This is a genomic window from Halegenticoccus soli (assembly GCF_002844195.1).
Classification (GTDB): domain Archaea; phylum Halobacteriota; class Halobacteria; order Halobacteriales; family Haloferacaceae; genus Halegenticoccus; species Halegenticoccus soli.
In genome coordinates this window covers 647064-663096 of record NZ_PEND01000001.1, presented here as the reverse complement: position 1 = coordinate 663096, position 16033 = coordinate 647064, and the positions used below count along the sequence as shown (strand labels likewise).

The following is a 16033-nucleotide window of genomic DNA, read 5'->3' as shown; positions in this document are numbered from 1 at the left end:
TCGCACACCCGCGGACAAAACTGTATGCCCCGACCGTCGGGATTTCCGGAATCCGCCCGACGACTACGCCTTCCGAGTACCGGCGGAATCCGCGCCCGTCACCCGATCCCGACGCTTTTCGGCGTCTCTGGACGCGAGGGCGATGTACACCCCCACCGCGACCGCGGCCCCCGTCACGGCGCCCACCGGGATCCCGACGAGGAGAGACGGCCAGAGGTACGGGTCGAGGAGCGCGGTGAGGGCGGCGCCGACGCCGACGGAGGACGCGACGCCGGCCAGGAGGCTGATGACCGCCGACAGGGATTTCATATCGTACTAGCTGACGCGCGGGGAGAAATAGGGTATCGGTCGTTCTCAGCGGGTGATGACGAGGACGGGGGACCGGGGGATCGGGTGACAGTTCTGTCCGCGGGGAGGGACGTTTTAGTGCCCCGAACCGAACGGCGGATCATGAGCGACGAAGACGCGCGACCGCTCGCCGGCCGCGACGAGTTCGAACTGGAAGGCGACCACGGGAGCGACGAGGAGGCGAAAGCGGGTGAGGGCCACGACCGCGGGCAGGGAGACGAGCGGGAGCACGGACACGGCGGCGACGCCGGACACGAACACGAACACGAACACGAACACGAACATCACCGCCACGACGTCGAAGACCTCGGCGTCGCGGTCGTGACGATCTCCTCGACGCGGTCGCTGAAGGACGATCCGGCGGGCGACGCCATCGTCGCCGCCTTCGAAACCGACGGCGGGGACGTGGTGACCCGCGAACTCATCCGCGACGACTACGACGGCGTCCAGTCGGCGGTGGATAATCTCGTCGGACGGGACGACGTGGACGCGGTGGTGACGACCGGCGGAACGGGCGTGACGCCGGACGACGTGACCGTCGAGGCCGTTCGACCGCTCTTCGAAAAAGAGCTGCCGGGATTCGGGGAGCTGTTCCGCCGGCTCTCCTACGACGAGATCGGGACGAGGGTCGTCGGAACCCGCGCCGTCGCGGGCGTCGCAGACGGCGTTCTCGTCTTCTGTCTCCCGGGCAGTGAGAACGCGGCCCGGCTAGGCGCGGAAGAGATCGTCGTGAAGGAGGCGTCGCACCTGGCCGGCCTGGCGGCGCGGGACGATGACGAGGACGGGGACGGAGAAGAAAACGGAGCCGAGTGACGTCGCGGAGGAGACGGAGGGAGGTCGGACGTTCGGTTCGACAGTCGACGTTGTCCGGTCGCGACCATTTATAACCGTGTGCGGCAACGGGGGAACATGAGCAAGCAGGAGCCCCGGCCCGAGGAGGCCGAATCCGGGGGAGACGAACCGTTCGCCGGGCGGAAGGACCCGCGACTGCGGAGCACCGAAGTGACGGAGGGCGCGGAGCGCGCCCCCCACCGCTCGATGTTCCGGGCGATGGGATTCGACGACGAGGACCTCTCGTCGCCGATGGTCGGCGTCGCCAACCCCGCCGCGGACATCACTCCCTGTAACGTCCACCTCGACGACGTCGCGGCGGCCGCGATCGAAGGCGTCGACGGGGCCGGCGGCATGCCCATCGAGTTCGGCACGATCACCATCTCGGACGCCATCTCGATGGGCACCGAGGGGATGAAGGCGTCGCTCATCTCCCGGGAGGTGATAGCGGACAGCGTCGAACTCGTCGCGTTCGGCGAGCGGATGGACGCGCTCGTCACCGTCGCCGGGTGCGACAAGAACCTCCCCGGGATGATGATGGCCGCCGTCCGGACGGACCTGCCGACCGTGTTCCTCTACGGCGGGTCGATCCTCCCCGGCGAGCACGAGGGCCGCGAGGTGACCGTCCAGAACGTGTTCGAGGGCGTCGGCGCGTACGCCTCGGGCGACATGAGCGCGGAGGAGCTGGACGACCTCGAACGGCACGCCTGCCCGGGTGCGGGCTCCTGCGGCGGGATGTTCACCGCCAACACGATGGCCTCGATCAGCGAGGCGATCGGCATGGCGCCCCTCGGGAGCGCGAGCGCGCCCGCCGAGTCCGAAGAGCGCTACGAGGTCGCCCGCCGGGCCGGCGAGGCGGTTCTCGACTGCGTCGAGCGCGACCGCAAACCCTCCGACGTGCTCTCGAAGAAGTCCTTCGAGAACGCCATCGCGCTCCAGGTCGCCGTCGGCGGGTCGACCAACGCGGTCCTCCACCTGCTCGCGCTGGCGGCCGAAGCGGGGATCGACCTCGACATCGACGAGTTCGACGAGATCTCCCGCCGGACCCCGAAGATCGCGAACCTCCAGCCCGGCGGAACGCGCGTCATGTCCGACCTCCACGAGGTCGGCGGCGTCCCGGTCGTGATCCGCCGGCTGCTTGACGCCGACCTCTTCCACGGCGACGCGATGACCGTCACCGGCCGGACCATCGCCGAGGAGCTCTCGACGCTCGACCTCCCCGACGACGACGAGATCGACGTGGATTTCCTCCGGCCCGTCGACGACCCGTTCCACGAGGAGGGGGCGATCAAGATCCTCAAGGGGAATCTCGCGCCCGACGGCGCGGTGCTGAAGGTGACGGGCGAGGACGATCAGCTCCGCCACACCGGCCCCGCCCGGGTCTTCGAGAACGAGGAGACGGCGATGAAGTGGGTCCAGGAGGGCCGCGTCTCCTCCGGGGACGTGATCGCGATCCGCAACGAGGGGCCGCGCGGCGGCCCCGGCATGCGCGAGATGCTCGGCGTCACCGCGGCCGTCGTCGGCCAGGGCCACGAGGACGACGTGGCGCTCATCACGGACGGGCGCTTCTCGGGCGCGACCCGGGGACCGATGATCGGCCACGTCGCCCCGGAGGCGGCCGACGGCGGCCCCATCGCCCTGCTGGAGGACGGCGACGAGGTCACCGTCGACATCCCGAACCGGACGCTCGAAGTCGACCTGTCCGACGAGGAACTGGACGCGCGGCGGGACGCGTGGGAGCCGCGCGAGCCGAACTACACGACGGGCGTGCTGGCCAAGTACGGCGAGGCGTTCGGCTCGGCCGCCAACGGGGCGGTGACGAATCCGGGTGCGAAGCGGAGGCAAGACTAAGTTTTTGGTCCAGATTTTTTGCCGAGCGGTGCGCGAAGCGGACCCGAGGCAAAAAAGGTGGAAGGGTGTGGTGACGAACCCGGGTGCGAAGCGCGGCCGGGACTGAGCGTCTTTTTGATCCAGATTTTCCGAGGAAGCGAGCCCGCGAGCGACAGAGGAAACGTGCCTCCTACGGGCGTTGCCACTCGTAGAACAGGTACGCGAGGCCGAAGAGGACGAGCCCGGCGCCGAGCGTCGAGGTCGCCGGTTCCGGGATCGCGATCAGGATCAGCCCGACGAGGATGACGAGGCCGGGACCCACTTCGTCCATGTACTCCGCCATGGATGATGCCATGTAGATACGTTGCGTCGGCGAAGAACGTAAACGTGTTCGCCGGTTCGGATCCGGGGCCGGAGCGCGGCCGATAACCGGCTCCGGCGGCGGAGTCGGCCGCCCGCGGCCGTTGACGGACCGCCACCGCTTTGGTTCAGCGACGCATCCCGTGGCGCATGGCCGTCTCTCGCGTCAGCCTCCGCGGGCTCGTCTCCGGCGACGGACTCCCCGAGCGGGACTCGCTGCCGCGGTGGCTCGCGCCGCTGCCGCGCCGGCTGGAGAACTTCGGGCTCCGCATCGCGTGGCTGGTCGTCGCGATCAACCTCGCGGGGACGGCGTTCGGCTTCTGGTACTACCGGTTCCAGTTCGCGGACACCCCCGCGATCATGTGGCCGTTCGTCCCCGACAGCCCCGTCGCGACGCTCTTCATCGCGCTCTCGCTCGCGCTGTGGAAGCTCGGCCGGAACAACGAGTACGTGAACGCGCTGGCGTTCTTCGGCTGCTGGAAGCTCGGGCTGTGGACCCCCTACGTCCTCACCGTCTTCGCGGGCGCGTTCCTCGAGACCACGTGGGCGCCGATGTACGCCTTCCTCTACCTGAGTCACCTGGCGATGGCGGTCGAGGCGTTCCTCATCCACCGGTACAGTGACTTCCCCGTCGGCGCGGTGTTCGTCGCCGCCCTCTGGTACGGGTTCAACGACCTCGTCGACTACTTCGTCCCGATCGTCGGCGACCCCCACCACACGTACCTCCCGCTTTCGGACGGGGCCGCCGTCGGCGGCACGACGGCGCTCCAGCTCGCCGCCGCGGGGGCGGTCGCGCTGACGCTCTCGGCGACGTTCCTCGCGCTTTCGACCCGCGCGAAGAAGCTCGAAGCCGGGGCGACGGCCGGGGCTCGACGATCGTGACGGGGTCGGTGGCGGCGGCCGACACTGGACGACCCTGACGAAGTCGACGGTCGCCCGCGACGGGACGCGCCACCGGTAGACCCTTGGCTCCGCCGAGCGATACCGCGACCCGTGACACTCTACGAGCGCGTCGCCGACCTCCCGCTCCGCATCGAGGACGAAGACCGGACCCGGCACGCCCGCGACGTGTCGAGCGGATTCCGGCGCGCGACGACCGTCTTCGCGCTCTCCGGCGCCGGGGAGACGGGCCGCGGCGAGGACGTGACCTACGACGCCGAGGACCACGACGCCCTCGCGGGCGTGCCGCCGTTCGACCTGGCCGGCGAGTACACCGTCGCCTCGTTCTCCGAGCGGCTGGACGGGCTCGACCTCTTCCCGACGAAGCCCCCTGAGCGGGAGTCCTCGCGGCACTACCGGCGCTGGGCGCTCGAAAGCGCCGCGCTCGACCTCGCGCTCCGGCAGGCCGACGCGACCCTCGGCGAGGCGGTCGGCCGCGACTACGATCCGGTCCGGTTCGTCGTGAGCACGCGGCTCGGCGAACCGCCGTCGACCGACCGGGTGGACGCTCTTCTCGACGGGAATCCGGACCTCGAATTCAAGCTCGATCCGACCTCGGACTGGACCGACGGGATCGTCGCGGATCTCGCGGCGACCGGCGCGGTCAGGATTCTCGACCTGAAGGGGCAGTACCGCGGAACCGAGGTCGACCAGGACCCGGACCCGGAGCTGTACGACGTGGTGTTCGAGGGCTTCCCGGACGCCGTCGTCGAGGATCCGGCGCTGACGGACGAGACCGAGCCGATCGTCGCCGGCCGCGAGGACCACGTCTCGTGGGACGCGCCGATCACCGGCGTCGAGAGCGTCGAGGAACTCCCCTTCGAGCCGCGGTGGCTGAACGTCAAGCCCTCGCGGTTCGGGTCCGTCGAGTCGCTGTTCGAGACGCTGGAGTACTGCGAGGAGCGCGGCGTCCGGCTGTACGGCGGGGGGCAGTTCGAACTCGACGTCGGCCGCTCGCACGTCCAGGCGCTCGCGTCGCTTTTCTACCCCGACGGCCCGAACGACGTCGCGCCGGGCGCGTACAACGATCCCGAGGTGGCCGAAAACCTTCCGGGGAGCCCGCTCTCCCCGCCGGCGGAGCCGCGGGGACTGGCGTTCTGAGCCGCGGCGGGCCTCAGTCCGATCGACCGGACCGATCCGCGTGCGCTCGGACCCACAGCTCGCCGATGCGCGACAGGCGCGTCCGGTGGGACTTGCCCCGCTCCTCCCGCTCGATGTACCCCTTGCCGCCCGGACCGAGCCGGTCGACGTTGTAGATGACCTTCGAGCGGAAGCTGTCCGTGTACTCCTCGTTCAGATCGCGGGCGAGCGCCTCGGCGAGCTCGCTCACGCTCTCGAACTCGCCCGCCTCGCCGAGCTTGTAGAGGATGACCTCCTCGAAGGGTTTGACGTTCGAGAAGGAGGCGACCGGGAGCTCGACGACGTGGGTCTCCCCGATGCGCTTCGCGCCGATCGTCGTCCCGCGCTCGTCGAACTCCGCGAGGAGGTCGGCGACGCTGTCGAGCCGCTCGTCGATGCGGTCGGAGTCCACCTCGCCGCGCCGGACGTCCTCGAGGAGCTCCTTGCCGGCCCGCAGCTCCTCCGCGAGTTCGGTTTCGAGGTACTTCTCCGGCGCGGTGTAGTAGGTGTGGATGCGGTCGCGGTCGGCCTGCCGCTCGACCATGATCGAGTGGGCGGCGGTGGCGAACGCGAAGCTGACCGGCCGGGGCATCGCGCTCACGTTCACCCAGACCTCCCGATCAGCCGACGAGTCCGCTTCCGCGCCCGACCGCGACGGCTCGTCCCCGCCCGGTTCGCCGTCGAGCTCCGCGTTGATCAGCTCGTACGCCTGCTCGAACGCGGCGTCGTAGTCGTACACGTCGTCGACGACGACCCGCTCGGTCTCCGCGCCGAGGAGGTTCCTGAAGTCCTGTTCGAGCTTGCGGGAGAGCCGGCGGGAGTACTCGACGTTGGCCTCGCTGCCGACCGCGCCTTCGAGGAGGATCACCCGGTCCACGTCGCGCTGATCGCGGATGAGCGGGGCGATGAGCCGATCGTAGTCGAACCCCACCGGGACGACGTGCGTCTGCATGCGGGGGGATTGGACAGTTCACGTGTTAGGTTCTGCGATGGGCGCGGGTGAGCCGTCCGGTCGCAATCGGGTCCTACTCGATGGGATCCCACTCGACCGTTTCGACCGGCTCCCCTTCGATCCCCTCGGTCAGCTTCCCGTCGACTTTCCCGGTCAGTTCCCCTTCAGGCCCGCGACGAACTGGCTGCCGACGTAGAGCAGCGGAATTCCGATCAGGAGCGCGACGAGGAGGATGACGAGAATCTCGGGGCCGACGGGGACGGAACCGAACTGGAGCGGAAGCATAATGTCAGTATTTCTACACGTGTGATAAGCGTTCCGACGGCCGAAGTCGGAAATAGCCCACCCGGTCGCTCCTCCTCACTCGAACGCCGAGAGCGCCCCGTCGGCGTCGACCACGGCGGCGAACTCGCCGCGGAGGTGCGCGAGCGCCGTCCGGTGCGTCTCCTCGGCGGTGTAGCGCTCGCCGTCCGGGCCCTCGCGGTCGAACGTCGCCGTCGCGTCGCTCACGACGGCGGCGCGGAAGCCGAGGTTCTCCGCCATCCGCGTCGTCGTCGAGACGCAGTGGTCCGTCGTCAGGCCGGCGATCACGAGCGCGTCGTACCCGCGGTCCCGGAGCCACCCTTCGAGCCCGGTGCCGATGAAGCAGCTGTTGACCCGCTTTTCGAAGGCCCGCTCGTCCCCCTCGGGGGCCGTCTCGGGCTTGAACGCGAACCCCGGCCGATCGCTCCGGAGGGGCGAGTCGGACTCCCGGGAGTCGTGCCGGACGTGGACGACGGGACGGTCCGCCTCGCGCCAGGCCGAAAGGAGGTCCGCGGCCCGCGCCTCGGCGTCGGGGTTGTTCCGGTCGCCCCAGATCGGCTCGTCGAAGCCGCGCTGGAAGTCGACGAGCAGGAGGACGGCGTCGTCGGGGAGCGAGAGCGCGGACATCTCAGTCGGCCTCCGCCCGCGCGGTCCGGCGCGATCGGGGGGCCAGCAGCTCCGGGCCGACCTTCGGGTGGTCGCGCGAGACGCGCATCGGACACTCGTCCGGGGCCTGCTCGGGGTCGGACGATAAGAGGTACTGCGGCCACTCGCGGTCGCCCTCGACCCCCCAGTCGCCGAGGTCGGCGTGCGGGCAGACGCCGTCGTAGTCTTCGAGCCGTTCCTGGATTACCTCGCGGGCTCGCCGCCCCGCCGCCGTGTCGGCCGTGATGCCCTCAAACACCGTCCGCGGCTGGAAGGTGATCTCCAGACCGACGGGGCAGTACCGGCTCGTCCGCCGGTCGTAAAACGGGGCGCGGCAGGTCGGGAACATCGGCTCGCCGCCGAAGCAGAACTCCCAGCGGGAGTCGTCGGGGTCGGTGGGAATCGCCTCGGGCCACGGCTCGGGGTCGTGGACGTGGAGGAACTGGAGGACGTTCCAGAGCCGCTCGTGGTACTCGGCCTCCGACAGCCCCCGCGTCGGCGGCGCGAAGAAGACGACGAGCGGCGCGCGGTCGGCGTGGTCGCGGTAGACGTCCAGGTACTCCGAGAGCGCGTCCCGGAGCGCCAGGAGGGCGTCCTTGTGCGTCGTCGACCGGCAGGCGGTGTAGAGGAGGCCGCCCCGCCGTTCGGCTTCGATCCCGAAGTAACAGGGGAACGGCGCGCCGTCGCGGTCGCCGAGCATCGACGCGCGGAACGACTCGTAGTGGGCGACGACCCACTCGGGCAGCGACCCCGCGTCGACGCGTTCCCCGAGAGTCGGTTGGTCGAGCAGCGCGTCCAGGCCCGTCTCGTTCATGTCGACGGAGGAGGGCCGAGAGCCCATCTACGTTTCGAATACGACGATGATACCCGACAATCGCGCCCCGAGCCGATCGTTTCGTGGACGATCGTAGGTTGACAGTCGAACGCGGGGCGAATCGCCGCGAAGTGACGGATGAGAGCGGACCGACGGGGAGTGGCGAACGGCACCCGATCGACGAGCGAAGCGACGGGGTCCGACCGCGAGCGATCGAGGCTCAGTCGGCGCTCAGCCCCTCGGTGAACCGACTCGCCTCCTCCTCGGCGGCGGGGGCGGTGAGCGCGGAGACGCCGACGGTGAGCGCGAGGCCGAGGAGCATGCCGAAGAGGGCGACGTCCCAGCCGAGGTACGAGCGCGCGAACAGGATCGCCTCGCCGCCGAACGCCCCGACCGTCGTCGCCGGGACGAACACCGAGAGGAGGTAGAACGCCTGGCTCCCGACGAGTCCGGCGTACATCCCGCTCCGCGTCGTGCCCGACCAGTACAGCGAGACGAGCACCGGCAGCGCCAGCTGCGCGTAGCCGCCGAACGCCGTGGCGCCGACCTCGACCAGCGTGCCGGGGCGGAAGAGGCTCGCGACGAACGCGAGGACGGCGAACAGCGCGACGCCGACCCGCGCGACCCACGTCTCCCGACGCTCGCCGGCGTCGGACGCGAGAAACGGCCGGTAGAGGTCGCGCGTGAAGTACGACGAGCCGGACAGGAGCATCGAGTCCGACGAGGACATCATCGCCGCCATCGCGCCGGCGACGACGAGCGCCGCGAACCACGCGGGCGTGTACTCGTTGAGCAGGACGGGGAGGACGTTCGCGCCCTCCGGCACCGCGACGCCGAGGCCCGCGGCCCACGCGCCGAGCATGAACGCCGGCACGAACAGGAGGACCACGAGCACCGGCCAGAGGGCGAACGACCGCTTCAGGACGCGGGCGGACTTCGCGACGAAAAAGCGCTGGTTGATCTGCGGGAACATCGTCACGCCGAAGGCGATGACGACGGCCTGCGAGAGTATGAACTGCGGGGTGTACACGCCGCCGCCGAGCGCGAGGAACTCCGGCTTCGACTCGGCCAGCCCGGCGGTCGCCGCCGCGGGCCCGCCGACCGCCGCGAGCACCCAGCCGACCGCCGCCCAGGTGACGCCGAGCATGAACAGCCCCTGGAGCGTGTCGGTCCAGGCGACGCCGCGCATCCCCGAGAGCGCGACGTAGGCGATCATGAACGCGGTGATGAGCGCCGCGCCCGCCCAGTAGGGGACGAGTCCGTCGGTCAGGCCGACGAGCGCCTCGCCCGCGCCCATCTGCTGGAGCATCACGTACGGGAGCAGCCAGAAGAGGCTGACCGCCGCGACGAACCCGCGGAGCGTCGGCGACCCGAAGCGGTCGCCGAGCATCTCGCCGAGCGTCACGTAGCCGTGCGTCCGACCCACGAGCCACTGCTTGTACCCGATGACGTACCAGAGGAGCGCGAAGAGGATCCCGTCCATGACGCCCATGACCAGGATCCACTCGGGGCCCGCGCGGTACGCGAGATCCGGCCCCCCGAAGAACGTGAACGCCGACAGCAGCGTGGCGAAGGTCGTAAAGAGGAGCACGACGGTTCCGAGCGAGCGCCCCGCGAGGTAGTAGTCCTCGGCGTCGCGGCTCGTGACGCGGTAGGCGACCAGCCCGACGGCGAGCGCGACGACGAGATACGCGCCGAGGACGCCGAGCTGGACGGCCAGGTCAGCCACGGTTCACCCCCATCGCGCGGTCCCACGCCCCGCGCGTGAACGCGTAGAACGCGACCGTCGCCACTCCCATCCAGCCGACGTGCCACCACAGCCACAGCGGCAGCCCGGCGACCACGCGGGCGTCGCCCCAGAGGAACCACGGAACCGCGAGCGCCACGAGTACCGCGAAGAGCGGTGCCCAGACGGCGCCAGTTCTGTTTCGCCTCATTGCTCGACGCATACTCGACAATACACTAAAGCGTTGTCGGATGTACTTCGGAAATGAAGTTCGAAGAAAATTCTTCTTCGATTCGTTCGCCGTCGGGTATCCGGCAGCTGAAGCCGCCGAATCGGCGGTTACGGCGGTTCCGGGGTGAGATCTGCGGTACGATAGGTATTTCTCCCGTGGGAAACGTATATATAGTGAGTGGGTACCCCCACATCGCTATCACGATCACTACCTCCCCGGAGGGGAGTTCATCATGGACGATACGGCAAAATATCTCATTCACGCGGCGATCACGGCCGACGGCGTCGTCGAGCGGAGCGACGTCGTCGGTGCCATCTTCGGGCAGACCGAGGGGTTGCTCGGCGACGACCTGGACCTCCGCGACCTGCAGCAGTCTTCGAAAGTCGGGCGCATAGACGTACAGATCGCGAGCGAGAACGGACGGTCGATCGGCGAGGTCACCATCGCGAGCAGCCTCGACAAGGTGGAGACGTCGATCCTCGCCGCGTCGCTCGAAACGATAAACCGCGTCGGTCCGTGCCGCGCGACCGTCGAGGTCACGGACATCGAGGACGTGCGCGCGGCCAAGCGGCGCGAGGTCGTCGAGCGGGCGAAGGAACTCCTGACGGAGTCGTTCGACGAGAGCGTCATGACGAGCCGCGAGATCCTGGAGGAGGTCCGCGAGTCGGTCCGCGTCGAGGACATCACCGAATACGGCGGGCTCCCCGCCGGGCCGCACGTCGACACCTCCGACGCGATCATCGTCGTCGAGGGGCGGGCGGACGTGCTGACGATGCTTCGCTACGGCATCAAAAACGCCGTCGCGGTCGAGGGGACGAACGTCCCCGACGCCGTCGCGAAGCTCACCCAGGAGCGCACCGTCACGGCGTTCCTCGACGGCGACCGCGGCGGCGAACTCATCCTGCGGGAACTCGCGCAGGTCGGGGCGGTCGACTACGTCGCGTTCGCCCCCGCCGGGCGCTCCGTCGAGGATCTCGCGCGGGACGAGGTCATGTCCGCCCTGCGGGACAAGGTGCCGTACGAGACGGTCGCGGGGAAGTCGAACGCGCGGGGTGCGGTCGCCGCGACGGACGGGAGCACCCGTCCCGCGCCCGAGGGGGGAACCGCGGACCCTCGAACGGAGTCGCCGGGGACGACTGACTCCCCCGCGGCTCCGACTCCCGAAACGGAGGCAGACGACGGCGAGAGCGGCCCCGACGACGCGACCGACGGCGCCGAACCCGAAGCCGCGGCCGACGCGGCCGACGGAGGCGGGGTCGAAACCGACGGAAGCGAATCGGACGGAGCCGAGGCGAAAGCGGGCGAACCCGAGGGGGCCGAACCGGAGCCGACCACGTTCCGGGGCCACGTCCGGGAGGTGATCGGCGGCGAAGCCGGCACCGTCCGCCTCCTCGACCGGTCGTTCGACGCGTTCGGGGAGGCCGCCGCCGCCGAGGCGTTCGACGCGATCGCCGAGGCCGACGCGGTGCCGTACGCCGTGGTTCTCGACGGCCAGCTCACGCAGCGGGTGCTCGACGTGGCGTCCCAGCGGGGCGTGGAACACGTCGTCGCCCGTTCCGAGGGCGAGTTCGTGAAGAAGCCGATTGACGTCCGCGTGCGGACCGCAGATCAGCTGCGCGACGGATGACTTTTTGATCGGACCGGCCGCGCCGTCGCGACGAGCGACAGCCCCGCTCCGTCGGCGAAGGCGTCCTGCCGACGGCCGACGACGCGGAATCCGAACCCGCGGTAGAGCGCCAGCGCCGCCCCGTTGTCCGCCGAGACGGCGAGCGTGACGCGCGTTCCGGGGTCGAGCGAGGCGAAGAGCGCCGAGAGGAGCGACGACGCGCGCCCCTCGCGTCGGAAGCCGGGGGCCACGACCAGCTCGGCGACGTGCGCTCCGTCGCCGCCGACCGCGAGGAGGTACCCGACCGGCGCGCCGTCGGCGGTCGAGACGAACGCCTCGCAGGCTCCCGCGGCGAGCCCGCGGTCGAGCAACTCGGGGCTCGGCTCGGGCAGGAACGACTGGAGCGCCGACAGCGCCGGGCGGTCGGCCGGCGTCGCCCGGCGCACCCCCGCAGGGGCGCGATCGACGGGCCGGGTGGCAGCGGGAACGCGATCGTCGGTCACGTCAGAGGAGCGCGGCCGCGAGCGCGGCGCTCGCGAGGGCGCCGGCCAGCGTCGCCAGGAAGTTGACGGTCTGGTTGCCGATGCGCTCGCCCTCGACCGTCGCGCCGAGGACGCTGTCGACGGTCATCCCGAATATCCCGCCGACGACGACGACGAGCGCGCCGAGAAGCGGCGCTCCGATCGGGAGGAGCAGCGCGGAGATGCAGGCGACGACGGCCGCTCCGACGACGCCGGCGAGTTCGCCCTGCCACGTGATGCCGCCGTCGGTGCCGGGGTCGACGCGCTCGAACGACGTGATCAGCCGCGGGTTGTCGTACAGGCCGCCGACCTCGCTCGAGAGGGTGTCGCTCATCGCCGCCGCGATCGACCCCGCGAACGCGAACAGAAAGAGCGCGCCGGGCACCGGCAGGTGCGGGCTGGCGGCGAAGCCGATCACGGCGACGAGCGCGACCGCGGCGTTCCCGAGGACGTTCCCGCTGCCCCGCGCGCCGTCGTTCTCCTCGGCGACGCCGCGCCGGCGCTTCGACTCGTACTTGAACTTCGTCGACAGCCCCCCGATGGTGAAAAACGAGATGAGCACGGCGAACCACCCGAACCCGCCGAGAACGACGGTGAGCAGGCCGAGCAGCACCCCCGTCAGCATGCCGGGGACGGACGCCGTCCCGAGCGCGTAGGAGAGGTAGCCGAGCACGGCGGTGACGACGAGCGCGGCGGCGACGGTGAGGCCGCCCACGTCGATGGCGAGCAGGTCGAAGAACCACAGGAGGAGGCCGACCGAGAGCATCACGAGCGGGTCGTCGCGCTCGTAGAGCACGGAGCGGAGCAGCGCGGCGACGAGCGCGCCGGTCGCCGCGAGGAAGACCACCTCGGGGAGGGAGACGGGGTCGACCAGGAGGTAGGCGGCGGCGCTCTGGCCGACCACGCCGGCGAGGAACGCGACGAGGATGAACCCCGTCGCCGAGACGAAGGGGTCGCCGCCAGACGCGCGGACGAACTGCTCGCCGAGGTTGCCGTAGGCGAGAATGAACACGGCGGCGACGAACACCGCGAGCGGCATCGACATCCGCGGCAGCGTCGACAGCAGCGCCAGGCCGGTCGCCGCGAGCGCGAAGCCGGCCAGCCCGTTGAGCCGTCCGTCCTTCCGGTCCCCCGGGCGGGCGAACAGCTCGAACACCGGCCCGTCGTCGACCACGAAGGCCGCGAGCGCGGCGATGACGGCGAAGGGGACGGCGGCGACCGCGCCGAGAACCGGCGCCGCGAGCGCGAGCGTCCCCACGGCCGCGAATCCGCCCGCCCGCCGGAGCGTGGAAGTCACACTCCCCGGTATCGCGGACGCCCACTTAACGCTCCCGACACGACCCGCCCCGCGAGCCGACGCGAAGCCGTGCGCTTTAGGCGTCGCGGGGCGATTCGTGGGTGTGGGACTCTACGACGCCTATCTCGCCCTTCGCCACCGCCGGAACCCGGCGGATCCGCCGGCCCGCGTCGCGGTCGTCATCACGGAGCGGGATCTGCTCGAACAGGGTGCCTACGAGACGCTCGAACGGTTCCTCGGGTGGGCGTTCGAGTACGGCGCCGAGCGGGTGACGATCTACGTGAGCGTGCTCGACGCCGCCGTCGTGCCGACGCTCGAACGGGAGCTCCGGACCGTGGACGCGCCGCAACCCGTCGCCGTCCGCGCCCCCGGGGACACGGAGCGGGCCGACGCGCCCGTCCAGGTGAGCATCGGACTCGGCGGAAAACACGAGTTCGCCGAGGCGGTCCGCTCGATCGCCCGGGAGGTCGAAAGCGGCCGACTCGACCCCGAGGAGATCGACGAAGTCGACGTCGAACGCCGGCTCGTGTTCCCCGACGAGCCGGACCTCGTGATCAAGACGGGCGCGGAGCGGCTCTCGGACTTCATGATCTGGCAGTCGGTCTACTCCGAGCTGTACTTCACGGACGTGAACTGGCGCGACTTCAGGAAGCGCGACTACCTCCGGGCGGTGCTCGATTACCAGAACAGACAGCGGCGCTTTGGGCGGTGAGCGGAGCGAACCGCCCAAAGGTCGTCGGGGAGCGAGCGTCGGCGAGCGGACCGACGGGAGTTCGGTCGGTGAGCGGAGCGAACCGCCCGGAGGTCTCGGGGAACGAACGGGTCGTCGAGGGACGAACGTCGGCGCGCTCGCCGACAGAGAGCGGCCGAGCGACGGCGTTATGCGCCGACGCCGGCTAGTGAGCCGGCCGATGGCGAACGAAACCGAACGCGATTCTGACGACCGCCCGGACGCCGAGCGCGGCCGACCGGAAACCGATTCGAGGTACGGAATCCCGACCGACGCGGAGGGGATGCTCCCGTGGGAGTACGTCGAAGAGCGGATGCGGAGCGACCGCAACTACTGGGTGGCGACCGTCGGCCCGCGCGGCCGCCCGCACGCGAGACCCGTGTGGGGCGTCTGGGTCGACGGGGCGTTCCACTGCGGCGGGGGCGAGACGCGCTGGGCGCGGAACCTCGCGTCGAACCCGGAGATCGCCGTCCACCGCGAAAGCGGCGACGAGGTCGTGATCGTCGAGGGCGTCGCCGAGAAGCTCGCGCCGGGGGAGGGGACCGACCCCTCGCTGCTCGAACGGATCGACGCCGCCTACGAGGAGAAGTACGGGATCCCGCACGGGACGCCGGTCTGGGCCGTCCGCCCGCGCGCCGTCTTCGCGTGGAGCGACTACCCGCGCGACGCCACGCGCTGGCGGTTCGAACGGTAGCGCGCCGGCGCTCTGGGACCGCGCCGCTCGTCAGTCGGCCGGTTCGAGTTCGTGGCGTTCGAGCGCCTCGTTGATCTCCCTGGCCCCGCGACTCGACAGCTGATCGCGCAGGCGCGCCGCCACGCTCCGCGCCTCCGCCAGTTCGACGCCCGCCAGCGCCCGCACGAGCGCGACCGCCCGCTCGGTTCGGGTGCGCTGCCACGACGCCTCGCGGGACTCGTAGGTCCGGATCCCGCGGAGGAAATCCGCCTTCGAGAACTCCGGCCAGAAGGGGGCACAGAAGTAGACCGCGGCCTCGTTGCCGTTCGCGTGCCACGGGAGGAAGTTGCTCGTGCGCTCGTCGCCGCCGGTGCGGATGATGAGGTCCACGTCGCGGACGGGCTGGCGGTAGAGGCGGCCCTCGATCTCCGCGACGTCGATCTCGTCGGCCGCGAGGTCGCCGTCGCGGACGGCGGCCGCCACGTCCCGCGCGGCGCGGAGGAGTTCGCTCCTGCCGCCGTAGGCGAGCGCGATGTTCAGGCGGAAGCGGTGGTACTCGCGCGTCCGATCCTCCGCGTAGTCGACAGCGTCGCGGACGCGGCGCGGGAGCCGATCGATGTCGCCGATGGCGCGGATGCACACCTCGTTTTCGTGGACCCGCTCCGCGTCGGCGAACTCGCGGAGCTTCGACTCGATGAGGTCGAAGAGCGGCTCGCGCTCCTCGGGCGGCCGGTTGAAGTTCTCCGTCGAGAAGGCATAAAGCGTCAGCTCCTCGATGCCGAGTTCGTCGCACCAGTCGAGGACGTTCTCGGTCGTCTGCGCCCCGGCGCGGTGCCCGTCGGGGGCCTCAGCGCCGCGTTTTCGGGCGTACCGTCGGTTGCCGTCCTGGATGATGGCGACGTGCGTGGGGCCGTCGCCGATCTCGCGGCGGAGCAACCGCTCGTACGCCCGATCGAACTCCGTGCGCGCCCGCTGTAGCATGTGTCGTTAGATATCCATCCCGCCCTATGTGCTTTTTGACGTGACGGTCGCCCGGCCCGCAGTTCCACCGCGCGGCACAGGTCGACAGACCGTACAGAGCAGCACGCGAGACGGGCGACCGAGCGG

General features: G+C 70.5%; 18 protein-coding genes. 7 read left to right on the top strand and 11 right to left on the bottom strand.

Going from position 1 to position 16033, the window contains the following annotated elements:
• Positions 1 to 63: 63 nt before the first annotated feature.
• Positions 64 to 309: a DUF8147 domain-containing protein gene (locus CNO20_RS03400; RefSeq protein ID WP_101294597.1), complete on the bottom strand. Its 246-nt coding sequence runs from the start codon at positions 307 to 309 to the stop codon at positions 64 to 66.
• Between the two features lie 141 nt (positions 310 to 450).
• On the opposite strand from CNO20_RS03400, the gene CNO20_RS03395 reads away from it, so the two are divergent.
• Positions 451 to 1161: a MogA/MoaB family molybdenum cofactor biosynthesis protein gene (locus CNO20_RS03395; protein WP_101294596.1), complete on the top strand. Its 711-nt coding sequence runs from the start codon at positions 451 to 453 to the stop codon at positions 1159 to 1161.
• 96 nt (positions 1162 to 1257) lie between these two features.
• Entirely contained in the window at positions 1258 to 3030 is a 1773-nt protein-coding gene (gene ilvD, locus CNO20_RS03390) for a dihydroxy-acid dehydratase (RefSeq protein WP_101294595.1), read from the top strand.
• Positions 3031 to 3199: 169 nt separating this feature from the next.
• Here ilvD and CNO20_RS23185 read toward each other — a convergent pair whose 3' ends face one another.
• The gene (locus tag CNO20_RS23185) at positions 3200 to 3364 is read right to left on the bottom strand and encodes a hypothetical protein (protein WP_199174708.1); all 165 of its coding nucleotides are present in this window, start codon (positions 3362 to 3364) and stop codon (positions 3200 to 3202) included.
• Positions 3365 to 3519: 155 nt separating this feature from the next.
• On the opposite strand from CNO20_RS23185, the gene CNO20_RS03385 reads away from it, so the two are divergent.
• A complete protein-coding gene (locus CNO20_RS03385; protein ID WP_101294594.1) occupies positions 3520 to 4251 on the top strand; it encodes a DUF1405 domain-containing protein in 732 nt (243 codons plus the stop codon).
• A gap of 111 nt (positions 4252 to 4362) precedes the next feature.
• On the top strand, positions 4363 to 5409 hold the full coding sequence (locus CNO20_RS03380; RefSeq protein WP_101294593.1) for a hypothetical protein: 1047 nt from the start codon (positions 4363 to 4365) through the stop codon (positions 5407 to 5409).
• A 13-nt stretch (positions 5410 to 5422) separates the two neighbouring features.
• Here the strand turns inward: CNO20_RS03380 and CNO20_RS03375 are convergent, their stop codons facing one another.
• From CNO20_RS03375 to CNO20_RS03355, 6 genes are all read right to left on the bottom strand, one after another.
• Complete coding sequence (locus CNO20_RS03375; protein WP_101294592.1) at positions 5423 to 6379, bottom strand: HFX_2341 family transcriptional regulator; 957 nt, start codon at positions 6377 to 6379, stop codon at positions 5423 to 5425.
• 153 nt (positions 6380 to 6532) lie between these two features.
• Positions 6533 to 6664 carry a hypothetical protein gene (locus CNO20_RS24025; RefSeq protein WP_269844114.1) on the bottom strand — a complete coding sequence of 44 codons (132 nt, stop codon included), beginning with the start codon at positions 6662 to 6664 and terminating at the stop codon, positions 6533 to 6535.
• Positions 6665 to 6739: 75 nt separating this feature from the next.
• Positions 6740 to 7309 (bottom strand): cysteine hydrolase family protein, encoded by a 570-nt coding sequence (locus CNO20_RS03370; protein WP_101294591.1) that lies wholly within the window; start codon positions 7307 to 7309, stop codon positions 6740 to 6742.
• A gap of 1 nt (position 7310) precedes the next feature.
• Positions 7311 to 8141, bottom strand: coding sequence for a YqcI/YcgG family protein (locus CNO20_RS03365; RefSeq protein ID WP_101295017.1), 831 nt, complete (start codon positions 8139 to 8141; stop codon positions 7311 to 7313).
• A gap of 220 nt (positions 8142 to 8361) precedes the next feature.
• On the bottom strand, positions 8362 to 9870 hold the full coding sequence (locus CNO20_RS03360; RefSeq protein WP_101294590.1) for a sodium:solute symporter family protein: 1509 nt from the start codon (positions 9868 to 9870) through the stop codon (positions 8362 to 8364).
• Entirely contained in the window at positions 9863 to 10078 is a 216-nt protein-coding gene (locus tag CNO20_RS03355; RefSeq protein ID WP_101294589.1) for a DUF3311 domain-containing protein, read from the bottom strand. The genes CNO20_RS03360 and CNO20_RS03355 overlap by 8 nt, the downstream gene beginning before the upstream one ends.
• A gap of 253 nt (positions 10079 to 10331) precedes the next feature.
• Here CNO20_RS03355 and dnaG point away from each other — a divergent pair, with 253 nt between their 5' ends.
• Positions 10332 to 11726, top strand: a complete 1395-nt coding sequence (gene dnaG / locus CNO20_RS03350; protein ID WP_101294588.1) for a DNA primase DnaG — start codon at positions 10332 to 10334, stop codon at positions 11724 to 11726.
• Here the strand turns inward: dnaG and CNO20_RS03345 are convergent.
• Both CNO20_RS03345 and CNO20_RS03340 read right to left on the bottom strand, forming a co-directional pair.
• Positions 11708 to 12208: a GNAT family N-acetyltransferase gene (locus CNO20_RS03345; protein ID WP_394337233.1), complete on the bottom strand. Its 501-nt coding sequence runs from the start codon at positions 12206 to 12208 to the stop codon at positions 11708 to 11710. The two genes, dnaG and CNO20_RS03345, sit on opposite strands and share 19 nt — an antisense overlap.
• Before the next feature lies 1 nt (position 12209).
• On the bottom strand, positions 12210 to 13523 hold the full coding sequence (locus tag CNO20_RS03340; RefSeq protein WP_101294586.1) for a DUF92 domain-containing protein: 1314 nt from the start codon (positions 13521 to 13523) through the stop codon (positions 12210 to 12212).
• A 103-nt stretch (positions 13524 to 13626) separates the two neighbouring features.
• Here CNO20_RS03340 and CNO20_RS03335 point away from each other — a divergent pair, with 103 nt between their 5' ends.
• Both CNO20_RS03335 and CNO20_RS03330 read left to right on the top strand, forming a co-directional pair.
• Positions 13627 to 14235, top strand: coding sequence for an undecaprenyl diphosphate synthase family protein (locus tag CNO20_RS03335; RefSeq protein WP_101294585.1), 609 nt, complete (start codon positions 13627 to 13629; stop codon positions 14233 to 14235).
• 199 nt (positions 14236 to 14434) lie between these two features.
• Positions 14435 to 14947 (top strand): pyridoxamine 5'-phosphate oxidase family protein, encoded by a 513-nt coding sequence (locus CNO20_RS03330; protein ID WP_199174707.1) that lies wholly within the window; start codon positions 14435 to 14437, stop codon positions 14945 to 14947.
• Between the two features lie 30 nt (positions 14948 to 14977).
• Here CNO20_RS03330 and uppS read toward each other — a convergent pair whose 3' ends face one another.
• Positions 14978 to 15907, bottom strand: a complete 930-nt coding sequence (uppS, locus tag CNO20_RS03325; protein ID WP_101294584.1) for a polyprenyl diphosphate synthase — start codon at positions 15905 to 15907, stop codon at positions 14978 to 14980.
• Between the last annotated feature and the right edge of the window lie 126 nt (positions 15908 to 16033).